Genomic DNA, 15,592 nt, shown 5'->3' on the forward strand with positions numbered 1-15,592 from the left:
GCCATGGCCTATTACTCCACAACCATCTGAAAAAATAGCATGATCTTAGCCTATTAATCATAAGTCGCCCCCATATTACATGGGCGGCTATTGGCGTGCAACCCATTTATAGATAAAAGAGGAACGGATAGGTTGTCGTATTTATTCCAGCCACTGATTTTGAATTTCGGCAAACTCGTCTTCGGAACGACAAATTTCTTGCCACTGGATAATCTGAGGAGGAACTTCGTTTTCCTGCTTAATGTAATTGGAGTAAAGGCAATAGGCCAAACTAGCAGCCTCTCTGCGAATAGCCAGCCAGTCTGCAAAGTCCAGGTAGTCATCAATAGGATCTGAGGCAATGTTTTCCAACCCTGTCAGCACGTCTATTTCAAACGCGCCGGAAAAAAAGCCAGGGCTGTCAGCCACAATGCCTCGCACTGCTGTCAAGGCGGAAAATAGCGCCGTATTTTTTCGCCATAGGACCATTTGACCCAATAACCGTAATAGATCGAATAGATCAGATTCTTCAATTCCATTCAATTCTAAGTTTTCAAAAATGGCAAGAACTGCTTTCAATCCGTCTATGACGACTTCCTGATTGGAAGAAACTAATGCGCCATATATTTTTGCGAATAACTCTTCCAATGGTTGATTGAGGACATGTGCAAAAGCGCTTTCCAACCGCAGGGTTGACAAATCGTACTCGCCCATTTCCTTGATTACCCGTGAAAGTTCAGTTGAAATTTCTTTACTAATGTCAGAAGATATATTGGGCGAGATAACAGCTACAAGAACATCCATCAACTTTTTAAAACGATATGTAAATTCACTGGCTTTTGACCCAAAAAGAGTAGGTTTGTCATCTGTCTTGAGATAATCTTTGTCAGCATCCCACCACTCCACAAGACGATAAAAAATGGATAATATTTCTTCTTCTGTCCATTGGATATGTCCTTTAGCCCCAAGGAGTTCTGAACACAGTGGACAATTCCAACCGACAATAGTAATACTGCCCCCCGCAGATCCTTGAACCGAAAATGAAGCTCCTTGGACATACTCTTTAAAAAGAGATACGACATCAGTATTTTTAGGGTAAGGAAGTATCAAATGAACAAATTTAAAAAGGCCCGTATCTACTGGAAAGCCGGTGTCATCAACCCTTTCCCATAAAGCCTTAGAAAAATAATTCTCTTGCTCAGGCTCAAGCAAATGCAAGTCATACAATCCCTTCAAAGAACAGATTGCCCATTTCCTTTCACTTGTGTCCAAAGACGAAACTCCATCAATTAAAGATGTGATACGCTCTTTTGAAACCGGAATTGCCTTGTTGACAATATTCACACCCTTCTCGACGTGAAGAAAAAGGAAAGGATGAAGAAAATCACGCTCCTGATAAGAATCAATATTTGTTGGTATGGGGAAATCCAGTAATTTTGGAATTAAGCTATATCTTTCTCGAATCGAAAATGAACTCAAGAGCCTATCCAAAAGACTCCTTACCCCAGAATACTTGTTTTTATGATTGGACTGATAAACACGCAACAAGAAATCAAAAATTCTGTGCTTTGACTCAGTAGAGCATTTACAACATAAACGAGATAGTATTTCCGGCACCATTCGCGGGAGAAGTAACGCAAGAGGAGTTCCTTTCTGAAATTCATCCATATTATTTTTAAAAGACTCTAAGTATCTATCTATATAACTATTAATTACAGATACGCGCATATCATGGAGGACATCCCTGCTAAAAAGCCTTTCTATGGCCTTGTCATCACCAAGGCGCATCATGATAGACTGTCCCCAATAGGGTGAGTATTTGGAGACACGATGCAATGCTTCTGCTGCACTTGTCGTTGCAACGGACATATTCCTAATTTTAAATGGAATACCTGTATCTTCACAAAATCTTAGAAAAGCATATGCATCCAATATTTCAGGAGACTCCCCCCTAAAACGAATCATAGGAACACTGACTCCAATATCAAAATATTTTTTTGAATATTGAGCAGGCTTTTCTATAGGTCTTTCCTGCAAGCCAATATCAAATATTTTTAATTCATATTTAGGATCACAACGGTATTTTTTTAGGTCATTCCGACGCTTTCTTGCTTCTCTCTTTTCTCGCTTTCTGATTTCATGTTTTGCTTTACGAATCCAATGATCGTAATACGATTTGGGGGAACATACTGAATCTGCTTTCAAAGATTCCCATTCACTCTCAGGGGTAATGTGGTCAAAATCATATTTTGGGTTTACAAGAATTGATTTTGAAATATCTTCGTTTCCTTGTGCTTTCTGTTGATCATTTCGATACAATAGAAATAGTTCTCTTGCCAATTCCTCCTCATCAGCAGTTGGTGGTTCATTATCATAACTAAAATCAAGCGCCGATTTAAGTTGGTCATAGATAAGCATAACAATGGATTCTTGAGAAGCCAAAGAATAGTCATCTGATATTGGTTTTTGATTAAGCAGACTTCTAGTTCTTTTTAAAGATGATTCAATAATCTCTTTAGCATTACTTGTTTCCCCAATTTCGATCAATAAAGCCGCTCTTTTAACTTCAAAGAATGGCAAAGACTCATTGATGGGCCAGTCACTCAACCTTTTTTTTAATTCAGGAATGTCCAATATAGATAAGGCAAAAAGACAGCATTCATAACCCAAGCAAGCAATTTGCTCTGGAGATAATCGCCCTGCTAATCTTTGCATGGTCCTCTCGGTATCACTCCATTCGTTTATTAAACCCTCTTCACGATAAAAGCGCATAACAGATATGGAAAGACTGAACCACCTATCTTCAATTTCACTTTTGTTCAATACTCGTTCTGAAAAACAATCAGCATCTGAAGATGACGGTATTGGCAATGTGACTTTAGAGTTATTCAATAAATATCGTTCCATATATTTATTCAAAATATTTTGAAAAAATTCAGCTTGTGAGTCATTTAGGGGGCAAAGACATTTTTCCATTCTCCAATTTAACTCGTAAGCATATTCCAAATCCATAAAGCCAGGGAGTTCATCATTCTTGGGAATCAATTTAATCCAGCTATTAGTATAAATCCAAAGGGATTTTCGATTATCTTCTGGGACTATTACCCAACCTGGATAATACAGACGTTGAGTTTGCCATACGGGCAAGACTTCATTCAATTGTTCAACCTTATTTTTCTTAGAATCGGCAAACATAAACTTGGGGTCCCTTGGCCATTCCAGAGGGTCATCTTCCGTTTGCCTACGGCTGAGAAAATTTAAAAAAAACTTCAGTCCTTTTTGATAATCACCATGAACTTCAGGGCATTGAGATAAATCAACGGCCACAATATCGCGTTCACAGAGAAGCCTTTTTTGTGCTTCTGATAAATTAAGAACCCCTACCAAATAAATCTTGGGTGTATTTTTGGGACCAAGATTGTCCCGGATCCAGCCTATCCATTGCAGAAAATTCGGATCATCCCCGGAGAACCCGATAAGACAAAGGGTGTTTTCCAATAGCGATTGCTGGACTGTGTTTACAAATGGAGCATAGTCTGTAGGATATCGTCTGTAATCTTCCTCTGTAATGACAAACGGTCTTTCAGAAGGAAAGCTGCCATGTAATTTGATTATTCGTGGTTTATTTGCATTAATTAAGTCTTCTTTGTTGACCACTAAATCATACTTTTTCAGAGGGACCAGAGCACGAGCCCTTTCAAGTAATGTATCGTAATTAGTGGTAAAAATATCTGTCCATCGTAGTTCTAGCAACATCTTATGAAGGTTGGAAGGCTCATATTCTTCATCCGGAATGGATTTTTTTAATAATTCATTTAGGGCGGGTCTTCCTAATGTCGCCTGCACCTCTCCCGCCAAACGCATGGCATTGAGGTATCGTTGTTCATAGTCCACCTTCTTACCGCGAGCCTTTAAATAGAAGGTATCTCCTAACTCGTTCCAATCTGGAAATCCTGAGCATGCAGGGCTGTTTGGCGTGGCGTTTTTACTAAACCCTGCACCGACCATAACAGCGGCTTGTTCGGACTGTAGGCGGTCAGCAATTTCATTTAAATAAGGTTTAATATTCTCTGGAATAGATTCAAATTTGGATTCGTCCATAACAGACCCCACCTTAATATAAAATTTTTGATGTTTTTAAGGATAGAATCTATTATACACAACAAAGACGATATATCAAAACAAACTTATTCCCCGCGGATCATGGCGGCGATGGCGCCCCAGGCGGAGACGCCCGCGATCATGGCGACGATCCAGGGCCAGTCCCCGGACAGGCCGGCGGCCTTGGCGCCCGCCTGGACCAGCGGCACCACGAAGACTCCCGCGATCAAAAAACCGATGACGCCTCCCATAATATGCCTGCAGCCGGGCTTTTCGGGTTTTATGTATTCGGGCTCTCCGCGCTTGTTTACGGTGACCGGTGAATCATGGGATTCCAACTTTCCTTCCGCTTCCATTTCTTCGTGAACGGCCCGGACCACATCCCCAACTGTGGACATTCCCTCTTGGGCGTTATAGGGCAGGACAATGGAATAAATAGATTCCATGCCCTCCAGGATGCTTTCCAACTGGGTTTTTGCAATCATGGGGTTGGCATGCAAGGGCAAAGGCGCGTCCATGGTAAGTTTGGACGCTTTCCCGCCCAGCAGTTCGCTCAGGTGCAAACGTATCTCATTGTATAGAGGGTCTTCCTGAGGAGGCCGGGGCGCCGGGGGGGCAGCGGGGGACGGCCGGGCTTTAAGGGCCTCCTGCGGCGCAGATTGGAAAGGTTCATGGGCTTCAGGCGCTTGCCGGGAGCCTTTCCCGCCAGATTGGGCAGGTCGGGCGGCCGCGGGTGCGGCGGGAGCGGCCGCCGCAAGGGGCGGCGCCTGTTCCTGAGCAGGCTTCTTTTTCTTTTTCGGCGCCAGAATTTTTCTGTACTTCTTCAACCGGCTTCTAAAACGGGGATTTTCCTTTTCCAAAGCCTGGGCGACCATGCCGAACTGGTCCTTTATGGGCGAGTCCCCCACATACTCCTTCCACCTTTCAAACGCGGCGAGAACCAGGGCCTTGTCATCCCATTGCTTCATGACAGGCTCCAGAATGCCGCGGACGAATTTGGCGCCGGCGGAATCAATGGCAAGCCCCATGACGCCCAAAATAACCACAATCATCAGGAGCGCCCAATACCATTTTAAGGAAGTGAAATACCAGACCGCGACCACAAGCGCCAAAAACACGATGCCGATGCCCACATTGATGTTGGCGCTTCTTTCCGCATTATCCTTTTTTAAGGCCCGGTCATAGGCTTCGTCAAACAGGATGTACAACTTTTTGGCCTTGGCGAGAATTTCCTCTTTCTCCAGAGAGCTATCCTCCTCCCCATCCTCGCTCTCCTCCACGTCCTCTGCGTTTGTAACAGGGGGCGCCGAAGGCCTGGGCGCGGGTTTGATGGGCTCCGGCGCCGCATTAACCGGCGCCTGCTGTTTGGGCGCCTGCCCTGCTTCCGCGGCAAGCCTGCATATGGCGCCGGCCTTTTCAAAGGCCAATTGATATTTCATGGCCTCTTCCGCGGTTAAGCCTCTTTTGATGACAACCGTTTTACCGCTGAACAGTTTGTTTGCGCGGTCAGGGGTCATCCTGAACATTTTAGCGAGGTTATCTTTAACTTCCTGGGGCGCACGGCCAGCGGCGACCTGACCGGAGAACAACAGAGTAAAGCGGTCTTGCTCCATGTGCGGAATCTTCTCCTTGCTATGCATTAAAGGCGGGAACCAGCAATTCGAACTTTCTACCTAGGGTGTTGCTTTAACATTTTTCCAACATATAGCACGGAGCATAAATAAACGGCAAGCCGTCCGCCAGGCTTACAGTCAAAAGACTGTGCGGAAAAATATGGCCATCGGTTTTTTTTACCCCGCCGGCCCTTTTTTAAACCGGCGATACCTCCAACCCACTGTCTTGACTGGAATTCCAAGCCCAATTGCTAAGGCTTATCAAAACACCACATATAGTAGAGTAAATATTTTCAAAACACCCTCTGTTGTGTTTTTTCCTTTACAAGGGCCCTAAGCTCTGATAAATAGGACATCACTTGCATAGTAAATGCGCCATAGTATCCAAAGAAATTAAAGGGGGCTCGGCAAAATCAGCCGGGGGCGTCCTTAAAATCCGTGCGTCATTCTAATAAACTGCGGGCCCGAACCTGAAAAAGGGGGCGAGGCGGCCGCGGTTGCAATACATCGAAGAGATTACGGCAAGTTTCCATTCAAGGAGCGTGGAAATTCCATGAAACTCAAGCAGCTTGAACTTTGCGGTTTCAAGTCCTTTCCTGACAAGACGACCATTCCCTTTCCGGGAGGAGTGTCGGCGGTTGTGGGGCCGAACGGCTGCGGCAAGAGTAATATCGTGGACGCCATCCAGTGGGTCACCGGGGAGCAGCGAGCCAGGCAGCTTCGCGGGAAATCCATGGAGGATGTCATTTTTTCGGGTTCCAAAAGCCGCCCGCCGGTCAACATGGCCGAGGTTTCCATAACCTTCGCCAACGATAATGGCAGTTGCCCGGAGGAGTATCGCGACTTTTCCGAAATCATGGTGACCCGCCGTTTGTACAGGTCGGGCGAACGCGGGTATTTCATCAACAAGCAGCCCTGCCGCCTTAAGGACATCCAGAATCTGCTCATGGGCAGCGGGATCGGCGCCGGCACTTACGCGGTGATCCAGCAGGGCAACCTGGGCGCCATCACTGAGGCTGGCCCGGACGAACGGCGGATTTTTATTGAGGAAGCGGCGGGCATCACCCGATATAAGGCCCGAAAAAAGGAAGCTCAGTCCAAAATCAAGAGCACCCGCACCAACCTGTTGCGCGTCATGGACATCATTACGGAAGTGGAGCGCAACATGGCCTCCCTGAGCCGTCAGGCCAAAAAGGCGGAACGGTACAAGGAATACAAAAAGCGCATTGAAAAAATAGACATTGCCCTGGCTGCGTTGGAATTCGACCGGTACACCCAGAGAATTTCCGAAACTCACCGGCTGCTCCAGGAGTTGAAGGACCAGGAAATATCCCACGTCACCCAGTTGAGCAAGCTGGACGCGGCCATGGAGGAGATCCGCCAGGAACGCGCCTCCATGGCGGAGGACGTGAATAAAAAGGAAATCCGGTGCTTTGAGCTCCAGCGCCAGGTGGACCGGATGGAGAAGGATCTCCAATACGCCAAGACCGAGTCCTCCCGTTTGGCTCAGGAGGCCGGAGAACTGGAATCCCAGTTGGCCGGGCTTCGCGAAAAGCAGGAGCGCATCGTCCAGGACAGGAGCCAGTGCCGCGAAGACATGGAAAAAGCGGCCCGGGACCTGGAGCAGACCAAGGCCCTTTTGACGGACGACGAACAGGCTGTCACGAGCGTCAGGCAAAATCTGGCCCGGTACAAGGCGGCGTTGGAAGAGGAAAAATCCCGCCTGACCCAGCTTTTGGGAAACGAAGCCAAATACAGCAACATCTACCAGAACGCGGCCAACACCAAGCAGGATATCGCCCGCAGGCTCCGCCAGCTTTCCGAAGAAGTGGTCCGGGCCGGCCAGCGTGAGCAGGAAACCAAGCGGGCTTTGGCCGACGCGGAAGAAAACCTGGAAGGCATCCTGGAGGAAGCCGAATCCGTCAAGGGCGAGTTGGTCTACATTGAACAGGCCCTGGAGGAAAAGCGTGCGGAGCTGGGCGACCAGTTGAGAAAAGTCCAGACCCTGGACATGGAGCGCAGCAAGTCCAAGTCCCAGTTGAGCGCCCTTAAAAGGATGGAAGGCAACATGGAGTGGTTCCAAAAAGGCGTGCGCGAGGTGGTCGCCTGGGATCAGGAAGCCAACAAGGAGGATTCCCGGATTCTGGGCGTGCTGGCCGACGTGGTCAAGCCGGAGCCAGGCTACGAAGAAGCCGTGGAAGCGGCTTTGGGCGAGGCTCTGCAATTCGTCATCGTCAAGGACAAGCAAACCGCCCTGGACGCCATGGAGCACCTGGCCGAGGCCAAAAAAGGCCGGGCCGGCTTCATGCCCGTCTCTTGGGTGGATGCGGGCTTCACCCCCGGCTCCTTGAATCATGCATCTTCCCTGCTTCAGCATGTGGAGGCCGCCGACGGATGCGGGCATCTGATCAAATCGCTGCTTTCCGACGTGCTGGTGGCCGAGGACGCCAAGGCGGCCGTGGAATTGAAAAACGGCTACAATGATCTGACCGTGGTCACCAAGGACGGCGTGGTGCTGGTTTCTCCCCGGGGAATCGTCGGGGGGGGGCAGGAACACTCCGGTCCCGGCATCCTGGCCCAAAGGCAGCAGTTGACCCAGCTGGAAGAGACCATCGCTTCTTTGGAAGAGGAATTGGAGACGGCCAAGGAAAGCCAGGAAACCCTGGAAAAGGAAACCCGGGGCCTGGAAACCGATCTCCAGAGGATGGTGGAAGGCCTGCGGGATCTGGGCCGGGAGGAAATGGAAGCCCAAAAGGAAGTCTCGCGCCTTAAAGAAGACACAAAGCTGGCGGCCCGGCATCATCAGATCGTCATTTCGGAGCAGGACCAGCTCATGGGCGAAGAAGACGACGCGGAAGAAGAGTTGTCCAAATATAAAGGCTTGGTGGACGAGGCTGTAAACGAGGTCCAGCAGGCTGAAGAAGCGGTTAAGCAGGCGGCCATCCAGGTGGAGCAGGCCGAGGCCGAGTTGGACGGCTTTTCGGAAAAAACCACGGATCTTCGCGTGGAAATAAGCGCCCTGTCCGCCCGCCTGGACAACCAAAAGGAAACTTACGTCCGGTTGGCCGAGTTTGAAGAGGAAAACCAAAAGCGCCTGGAATATACGGAGCGCGAAGCCCTTAGGCGGCGTTCGTCCTCGGGCCAGTCTTCGGATAAAATCGAAGAGCTGGAATCCCGCCTTACGGATGCTTATACGGAATTGACCCAGGCCAAGGAAGCCTTGGAGAAGGTGGAAATCTCCCGTCAGCAGATCGAGAATTCGCTGAAGGAAAGCGACGCCATGCAGGCCAGGATTAAGAACGAGCGGGAAAGCCATCGCGAAAAGGTTCGGGACCTGGAGCTTTCCCAGTCCCAGCGCAAGGTGCGTCAGGAAGCCGTGGCCTCCCGCATTCTGGAGAAGCTGGGCCGTCCTTTGACCCAGGCCAGGAACGACGAGGGCCTGCCCGACGTCAGCGATCCCAAGCTGGCGGACGAAGCGGCCATGGAAATGGACGACCTGCGCCAGAAGATCGGCCGCATGGGCGACGTGCACCTGGGCGCCATCAACGAGTACGAGGCCCTGCAGGAGCGTTACGAATTCCTGACTCAGCAGCGGGACGATCTCATGCACGCCATCGAGTCGTTGGAAAAGGTCATCCGCAAAATCAACCGCTTCACCCAGAAAAAATTCATGGAGACCTTCCAGAAGGTCAACGAGAAGCTGGCCCTGGTTTTTCCGCGTTTGTTCCACGGAGGTTCTGCGGAAATCAAGCTGTCCGAGCCGGACAAGCCCCTGGAAACCGGCGTGGAATTCGAAATTCGGCCCCAGGGCAAAAAGATCACCCGCATGAGCCTGCTTTCGGGCGGTGAAAAGGCCCTTTCGGCCATCGCCTTTGTGTTTGCCATCTTTTTGATCAAGCCCGCCTCCTTCTGCCTTATGGACGAGATTGACGCGCCTCTTGACGATGCCAACGTTTCGCGTTTTAATGAACTATTGAAGCTGATCGGGGAGAAATCCCAGATCGTAATGGTAACCCATAACAAGAAATCCATGGAATTCGCCGACATCCTATATGGAATCACCATGGAGAACAAAGGCGTCTCCAAAGTGGTGTCGGTCAACCTGGAAAAAGCTCAGGAAGCGGCATGAGTTGGTTTAAAAAAAAAGACAAGGCGGAAAAAGCCCAAGAGGCGAACGAAGATAAAAATCCGGAACAGGAAGCCCCCGAAGCCCAGGCGGAGGAACCAATCGCCGGAGCTGAAGAGGCCGCTCCGGCCGAGGAGGATGCGCCCCCCGCTTCTCCCAGGCAGGAGGCTGGCTTGGGGGCCAGGTTAAAGGACAAGCTGGCCAAGACCCGGGATGTCCTCAACACTCCCATCGAAGATTTTTTCATTACAAAAACCGAGTTGACGGAAGACTCCCTGGAGGAGTTGGAAGAAACGCTGATCACGGCGGACATGGGCGTGAACACGGTCATGGATCTGATGGAGCCCGTCGCCGAAAAGGTGAACAAAAAGCAGATCACCAATTCCAAAGAGTTGCGGGCCGCCCTTACAGACGCCATGCTGGACCTGATCAAGCCGGTCCATGAAAACAAGGAGCTGCCCAACAAAAAGCCCCTGGTCATCATGGTCGTGGGCGTGAACGGCGTGGGCAAAACCACCACCATCGGCAAGCTGGCCGCCAATTTCAAAAAGCAGGGCCAAAAGGTCATGCTGGTGGCGGCCGATACATTCAGGGCGGCCGCCGTGGAGCAGTTGGAAATCTGGGCTGAACGTGCAGGCGTCCAGATAGTGCGTCACAGGGATAATTCCGATCCGGCGGCGGTGGCTTATGACGGCGTGGCAGCCGCCGAAGCCCGGGGCATGGACGTGGTGATTATCGACACGGCGGGCAGGCTCCACACCCAAGTCAACTTGATGGAAGAATTGAAGAAAATCCGCCGGAGCTGCCACAAGAGCCTGCCGGGATCGCCTCATGAAACCTGGCTGGTCATTGACGCCAATACCGGGCAGAACGCCGTAAGCCAGGCCAAGTTGTTCCACGAGGCGATCGGGGTGACGGGCATGATCCTGACCAAGGTGGACGGTACGGCCAAAGGCGGCATTGTGGTTTCCATATGCCACGACATGGACGTTCCCATTCGATATATCGGATTGGGTGAAAAAGCAGAAGATTTAAGGGAATTTGAAGCCAGGGAGTTCATCAAAGCCCTGTTTTAAGGCTTTTAATAGGGTTCAAAATTCAAAAAAGCCCGAATTTCGGGCTTTTTCGGCATTTTGGGATTGACATTCGTTTTGAATGCGTTTAAAATTTGCTAAATTTCCACAAGAGGTACAGTATTTCATTAGTTCCACTTCACGTTTTCTTACTACGAAAGGGGGGAAGAAACATGACGAAGCCCGAACTGATCGAAAAGATGGCCAAAGACGCCAAAATCACGAAAGCCCAGGCGGCCGCGGCCCTCAAGTCCTTTACCGAAGGAGTCAAAATGGCTCTTAAGAAAAAGGACGGCAAACTGACTCTGGTTGGCTTTGGCACATTTTCCAAAGTGCGCAGAAAAGCCCGCAAGGGTCGTAACCCTCAAACCGGCGAACCCATCAAAATCAAAGCTTCCAATGCGGTTAAATTCAAACCCGGCAAGGCCTTGAAAGAATCCATCTAGCCAGGATTCCGTAATTTAGGCATTGCCAACCCAGAGATGTTTGCAAAAACTGCAGTATCGGTATAATCAAGACAGGTGAATTGCGCTCAGACGCTTTTCACCTGTCTGTTTTTGGACCTGCAAAATTAAAGGCCTTTGAATTCAAGTAGATAGAACCAGGGGGACGGGGTGGAAAATCAAGCGGAAAAAATAACCGTTGTTACGGCGGAGAGTCGCAGTCTGGCGTCCCGCCTAAATCCCGCGGAGACGGCGAAAAGCCTTTGGAACTCCCGCTGGCTGCTTAGGCCCCTGGTCAGGCGTCAAATGGCGGCCCGCTATAAAGGTTCGCACCTGGGATTTTTTTGGACCCTATTGAATCCTCTGGCCTTGCTTGGCATTTACACCTTTGTGTTTTCCGTAATCCTGCAAACGCGCTGGCCCCAGGGCGCAGGGTCCCACAGCGAGTTCGCCCTGGCCCTTTTCGCGGGACTCATCCCGTTTAATTTTCTATCCGAAACCCTTCAGGCTGCGCCAAACGCCGTCTTTTCCTACCGGACCTATATCCGGAAAACGGCTTTTCCCCTGGAAATCCTGCCATTGGCCAATTTAGGCGCGGTTCTGGTCCAGTCTCTTTGCAGCCTGTGCATCCTGCTTGCGGGAACCTGGCTGATACGAGGAAGCATTCCGGGGACCGTCCTGTTGTTAGCTCTGATTTATCCGCCGATTATCCTCATGTGCACCGGCCTGGCGTGGTTCATCGCCGCTCTGGGAGTCTATTTGCGGGACACCGCCCACATTGTGAACATCGGGTTGTTGATGCTCTTTTTTCTGACCCCGATTTTCTACCCGGTCACGGCCGTTCCCGAACCATACCGTTTGGTAGCCTGGCTGAATCCATGGTGCTTTATTACGGAATCTTTTCGCAACGCCGCGGTATGGGGCCGCCCGCCCGGCATTTGGGCCCTGCTCCTGGCGTGGATAGGGTCCATGATTGTCTGCCAGGCGGGTTACGCATTTTTTACGGCTCGGAAAAAGGACTTTCCGGACTTGGTTTAATCGACGCCTCTTATCGCCCGGCGATTTCTCCTGTCAGGAGCTTTTTTAAGCCCTCCAAGGTGCCTTTCCAGACGGCTTCCTTACCCGTTTCGCCCGCCATAATGGCCACGGTGATTTTTTCCTCCACGCTCACCTCAATGGCGATCTCCTCTTCGGCGATGGTAAAAACCGCTTCGCCCCATCTTTCAGCGGGAAACCCCGTGGCTTCACAGTCGTAATCGGTTCTCATTTCCACAGACATTCTAATGTCGTCGCTCATGGTTCACCCCTCTTCATTTTGGATACAAAAAAAAGGCGGGACGTTCGCCCCGCCGGTTTAATCATAGCGCGCTGTGCGCCTTGGTCAAATTATCCTCCACAGCCGCACCCGCAGCCGCAGGCTTCTCCGTGTCCGCCGGCCATGGCAACGGCTTTGACGATTTCGCGGTCTTCCGCTTTCTCCACCTTGTCCACGGTGGATTTGAGGAAAAAAGAGCCTTCATCGATCTGACGGAACAACGGAACGTCGATATGTCCGAAAATATCTCCCAATTCGGACTGGCGCAAGGGTAAAACAACGGAGGCGCCAACTTCCTTGTCCAGCAATTGGTATTCGAACGGAGTCATGCCCTCCACAGCCACGCCGAATATAAATTCAAAATGGCACTTGCCCGGGGTGAGATCCATATTGTCCTCGCTGGTTCCCGCCTCAAGCAATAAGGTCACTTTGCTTAGGTTGCTCACCTTGTTGTTTTCCTGGGTCATGTCCTCACCTCTTGGCTACAGGTTTCTGTGTTTTCTAAAAATAGGACATGAGAAAGGATTTGGCAATTCTTTCCTTATAGTTTTGCTCGGGCATGGATTTATTACATGGGAAATCGCTTTAATCAGCGTATTGTATAAAAAAACCGGCTTGGCGCAGCAAGGCTCGGCGCCAAGCCGGTGAAGGCGGCTGCTTTTATCCCCAGGCGTCGTCAGGCGCGTCCAGCATGGGAAATTCCGGCATGCTGCGACTGTCGTTTGCGGAAATGAGCGCCCTATCACCCGAACGGCGTTGCGCATTTGTTTTAAAACGCCCAATCAAAGATTTTAAGGTGGAGGCCTGGGCCGACAGTTCCTGGGCGGAAGATGCGGTTTCTTCCGCATTCGCTGTATTTAGCTGGGTTACCGAATCAATCTGTCCCAGAGCCTGATTGATCTGGGCGGCGCCTTGAGCCTGATCATTGGAGGCCTCTGCAATTTCTCCCGCCAGATTGGTTACTTTATGAATGCCGTCCAATACCTCCCTTAGTATTTCCTCCGTCTCTGAGGCGACCCGGGAGCCGTCAGTCACTCGCCTGATGGAGTCTTCAATCAGTTCAGAAGTCTCGGCTGCAGCTTTGGCGCTGCGGGACGCCAAATTACGCACTTCCTGGGCGACCACGGCGAATCCCTTGCCGTGTTTTCCGGCTCTGGCGGCTTCCACGGCAGCGTTCAGGGCAAGCAGGTTTGTCTGGAAGGCGATATCGTCAATGACCTTGATGATTTTTGAAATGTCGTTGCTCGCCTGTTCAATTCCGCCCATGGAAGCAACCATTTCCTCCATTTGGGAGGCGCCCTTATCCCCGGATTCTCCCACGGAGTGTGCGATATTGTTAGCTTCCCGGGCGTTTTCCGCATTTTCTTTGGCTTGCTTGGCGATTTCCGACATGGAAGCCGTAATTTCCTGAAGAGAAGCCGCCTGCTCCGTGGCCCCCTGGGATAAGGACTGGCTGGCCGAGGAAATTTGTCCGGCGCCCGCATGCACCTGCTCGGAAGCATTATTCACTTCGCTGGCCAGGGCGTGGAGCGAATCCACCATTTTCTGAGCCACAGGACTGATGTCATCCTGTTCATCCCTTTGTGGAAAGGAAACCGTCAGGTCTCCGTTGGCCACTTCCTCCAATAGTCCCAAAAAGGCGCGCATGCCGTCCACAAATCTATCAATGGAAGCGCCCATGGCGGCGACTTCGTCGCGCCCTTGAATATGGGCTTTGGCGCTCAGGTCTCCTATGGAAATGCGATCCATCAACGCCGACGCTTTCTTGATGGGTTTTGCAATGCGGCCCGCCACCCACCACATCAGAATCAGGCAAACGACCATCAAAAAAGCACTGACCGTAGCAGCTATAATAATCAATTTCCTGTCCTTGGCGGCTTTGGCGACCGCCTGCGCCGTTACAATAGATTCCGGCACAAGCACATTAGCGCTCCAGGGGGTGCCGGTCTGGCCAATGCGAATAGGGATGAATCCTTCAATATTTCCCTCTTCCACCTCAATTTTTTGCTTTCCGCTCTGAACATGCCCGATATCAGCCTTCCAATCATTATGCACTTCCTGCATATGCTTTCCGACAAGCCCCGGCTTCCCGGTGACTCCGGCAAGAATTCCACTATTGCTGATCAGGACAACCCGCCCGTGACCGTCAAAAAACTGGTTCATATTGTCGGCCATGGCCTGGAAGGAGTCCAGCTTCATGTCCACCCCGGCGATGCCGTAAAAAACGTCATTTACAATAATGGGTGCAACCATGGAGGTTAGCAGTACGGGTTTGCCGCCAATTTCATAGATATAAGGTTCCAGGATGCATTCCTTCATTGTTTTTTTGGGGATCTGATAATAGTCCCCAGCGCCCTCTTTATCATAGTCCACCAAAGCCTCCAAAACCGGCTCGCCGTCATCTCCCTTGTGCCAATACGGGATGTATCGCCCTGTTTGATCGTGCCCTTCCACGCCCATGTACAAATCGTCCAGGCCGTCAAATGCGTCGGGCTCCCAGGCGGTGTAAATGCCGAGGAGTTGGGGGTTGTTCTCCAACATTGTTTTCAGGATGATGGTGAATTCATCGCGATACATTTTCAAGGGCCTGTCAGGATCTTTAACTCCGGATAACATCTGGGCCAGGGACCGCGCCAAGTACAAGGACTGGTCAAGCTTCGTTTCAATCTCCCTGGCTATCTTTTCGCCTTCTTCCGCAACATCCTTGACGCCCTGCTTCTCCGCCAGCTCCCGGTTTTCAGCGGCTGTCAGGTTCATTTCATAGGTGAAAAAGGCGACAATAATTCCTACCAGAACCAGGATGGACAAAGCGGCTGATAAAGCGATCTTCTGCTGAATACTTTTAATCTTCATTTGTACCCCTCATTCGAGTTTGTGCATGAATAAAAAGACCGCGGACATAGCGGCTTGCCAGTTGATTTAGTGAGCCAATAGCTGGGGCC

9 protein-coding genes are annotated in these 15,592 nt (G+C 50.5%); 4 read left to right on the top strand and 5 right to left on the bottom strand.

All coding sequences use genetic code 11. The features are described from left to right. Nucleotides 1-141 precede the first annotated feature (141 nt). A complete protein-coding gene (dsr2, locus tag G491_RS33550) occupies nt 142-4,080 on the bottom strand; it encodes an anti-phage defense-associated sirtuin Dsr2 (RefSeq protein WP_028314205.1) in 3,939 nt (1,312 codons plus the stop codon). 86 nt (nt 4,081-4,166) lie between these two features. Continuing rightward, on the bottom strand, nt 4,167-5,693 hold the full coding sequence (locus tag G491_RS33555) for a hypothetical protein (RefSeq protein ID WP_051327111.1): 1,527 nt from the start codon (nt 5,691-5,693) through the stop codon (nt 4,167-4,169). 553 nt (nt 5,694-6,246) lie between these two features. Between G491_RS33555 and smc the strand changes: the two genes are divergently transcribed. The 4 genes from smc (at nt 6,247) to G491_RS0107885 (ending at nt 12,373) form a co-directional block, all read left to right on the top strand. Then, on the top strand, nt 6,247-9,822 hold the full coding sequence (gene smc / locus G491_RS0107870; protein ID WP_028314206.1) for a chromosome segregation protein SMC: 3,576 nt from the start codon (nt 6,247-6,249) through the stop codon (nt 9,820-9,822). Then, a complete protein-coding gene (gene ftsY / locus G491_RS0107875) occupies nt 9,819-10,895 on the top strand; it encodes a signal recognition particle-docking protein FtsY (protein ID WP_028314207.1) in 1,077 nt (358 codons plus the stop codon). The genes smc and ftsY overlap by 4 nt, the downstream gene beginning before the upstream one ends. A gap of 170 nt (nt 10,896-11,065) precedes the next feature. Then, nucleotides 11,066-11,338: an HU family DNA-binding protein gene (locus G491_RS0107880; RefSeq protein WP_012609927.1), complete on the top strand. Its 273-nt coding sequence runs from the start codon at nt 11,066-11,068 to the stop codon at nt 11,336-11,338. A gap of 168 nt (nt 11,339-11,506) precedes the next feature. Beyond that, a complete protein-coding gene (locus tag G491_RS0107885; protein ID WP_051327112.1) occupies nt 11,507-12,373 on the top strand; it encodes an ABC transporter permease in 867 nt (288 codons plus the stop codon). Between the two features lie 10 nt (nt 12,374-12,383). On the opposite strand, the gene G491_RS0107890 is transcribed toward G491_RS0107885, so the two are convergent. The 3 genes from G491_RS0107890 to G491_RS29910 all read right to left on the bottom strand — a co-directional run bounded on the left by G491_RS0107890 (nt 12,384) and on the right by G491_RS29910 (nt 15,503). Continuing rightward, nucleotides 12,384-12,632 carry a hypothetical protein gene (locus tag G491_RS0107890; protein WP_012609925.1) on the bottom strand — a complete coding sequence of 83 codons (249 nt, stop codon included), beginning with the start codon at nt 12,630-12,632 and terminating at the stop codon, nt 12,384-12,386. A gap of 89 nt (nt 12,633-12,721) precedes the next feature. Then, entirely contained in the window at nt 12,722-13,117 is a 396-nt protein-coding gene (locus G491_RS0107895; protein WP_028314209.1) for a hypothetical protein, read from the bottom strand. Nucleotides 13,118-13,310: 193 nt separating this feature from the next. Beyond that, entirely contained in the window at nt 13,311-15,503 is a 2,193-nt protein-coding gene (locus tag G491_RS29910) for a methyl-accepting chemotaxis protein (protein ID WP_051327113.1), read from the bottom strand. Between the last annotated feature and the right edge of the window lie 89 nt (nt 15,504-15,592).

The organism is Desulfatibacillum aliphaticivorans DSM 15576, from assembly GCF_000429905.1.
GTDB lineage: Bacteria > Desulfobacterota > Desulfobacteria > Desulfobacterales > Desulfatibacillaceae > Desulfatibacillum > Desulfatibacillum aliphaticivorans.

Excerpts from the sequence above, each read along its gene's own strand:
- dsr2 (WP_028314205.1), bottom strand. The coding sequence starts at position 4,080 with ATGGACGAATCCAAATTTGAATCTATTCCAGAGAATATTAAACCTTAT.
- G491_RS33555 (WP_051327111.1), bottom strand. The coding sequence starts at position 5,693 with ATGGAGCAAGACCGCTTTACTCTGTTGTTCTCCGGTCAGGTCGCCGCT.
- smc (WP_028314206.1), top strand. The coding sequence starts at position 6,247 with ATGAAACTCAAGCAGCTTGAACTTTGCGGTTTCAAGTCCTTTCCTGAC.
- ftsY (WP_028314207.1), top strand. The coding sequence starts at position 9,819 with ATGAGTTGGTTTAAAAAAAAAGACAAGGCGGAAAAAGCCCAAGAGGCG.
- G491_RS0107880 (WP_012609927.1), top strand. The coding sequence starts at position 11,066 with ATGACGAAGCCCGAACTGATCGAAAAGATGGCCAAAGACGCCAAAATC.
- G491_RS0107890 (WP_012609925.1), bottom strand. The coding sequence starts at position 12,632 with ATGAGCGACGACATTAGAATGTCTGTGGAAATGAGAACCGATTACGAC.
- G491_RS0107895 (WP_028314209.1), bottom strand. The coding sequence starts at position 13,117 with ATGACCCAGGAAAACAACAAGGTGAGCAACCTAAGCAAAGTGACCTTA.
- G491_RS29910 (WP_051327113.1), bottom strand. The coding sequence starts at position 15,503 with ATGAAGATTAAAAGTATTCAGCAGAAGATCGCTTTATCAGCCGCTTTG.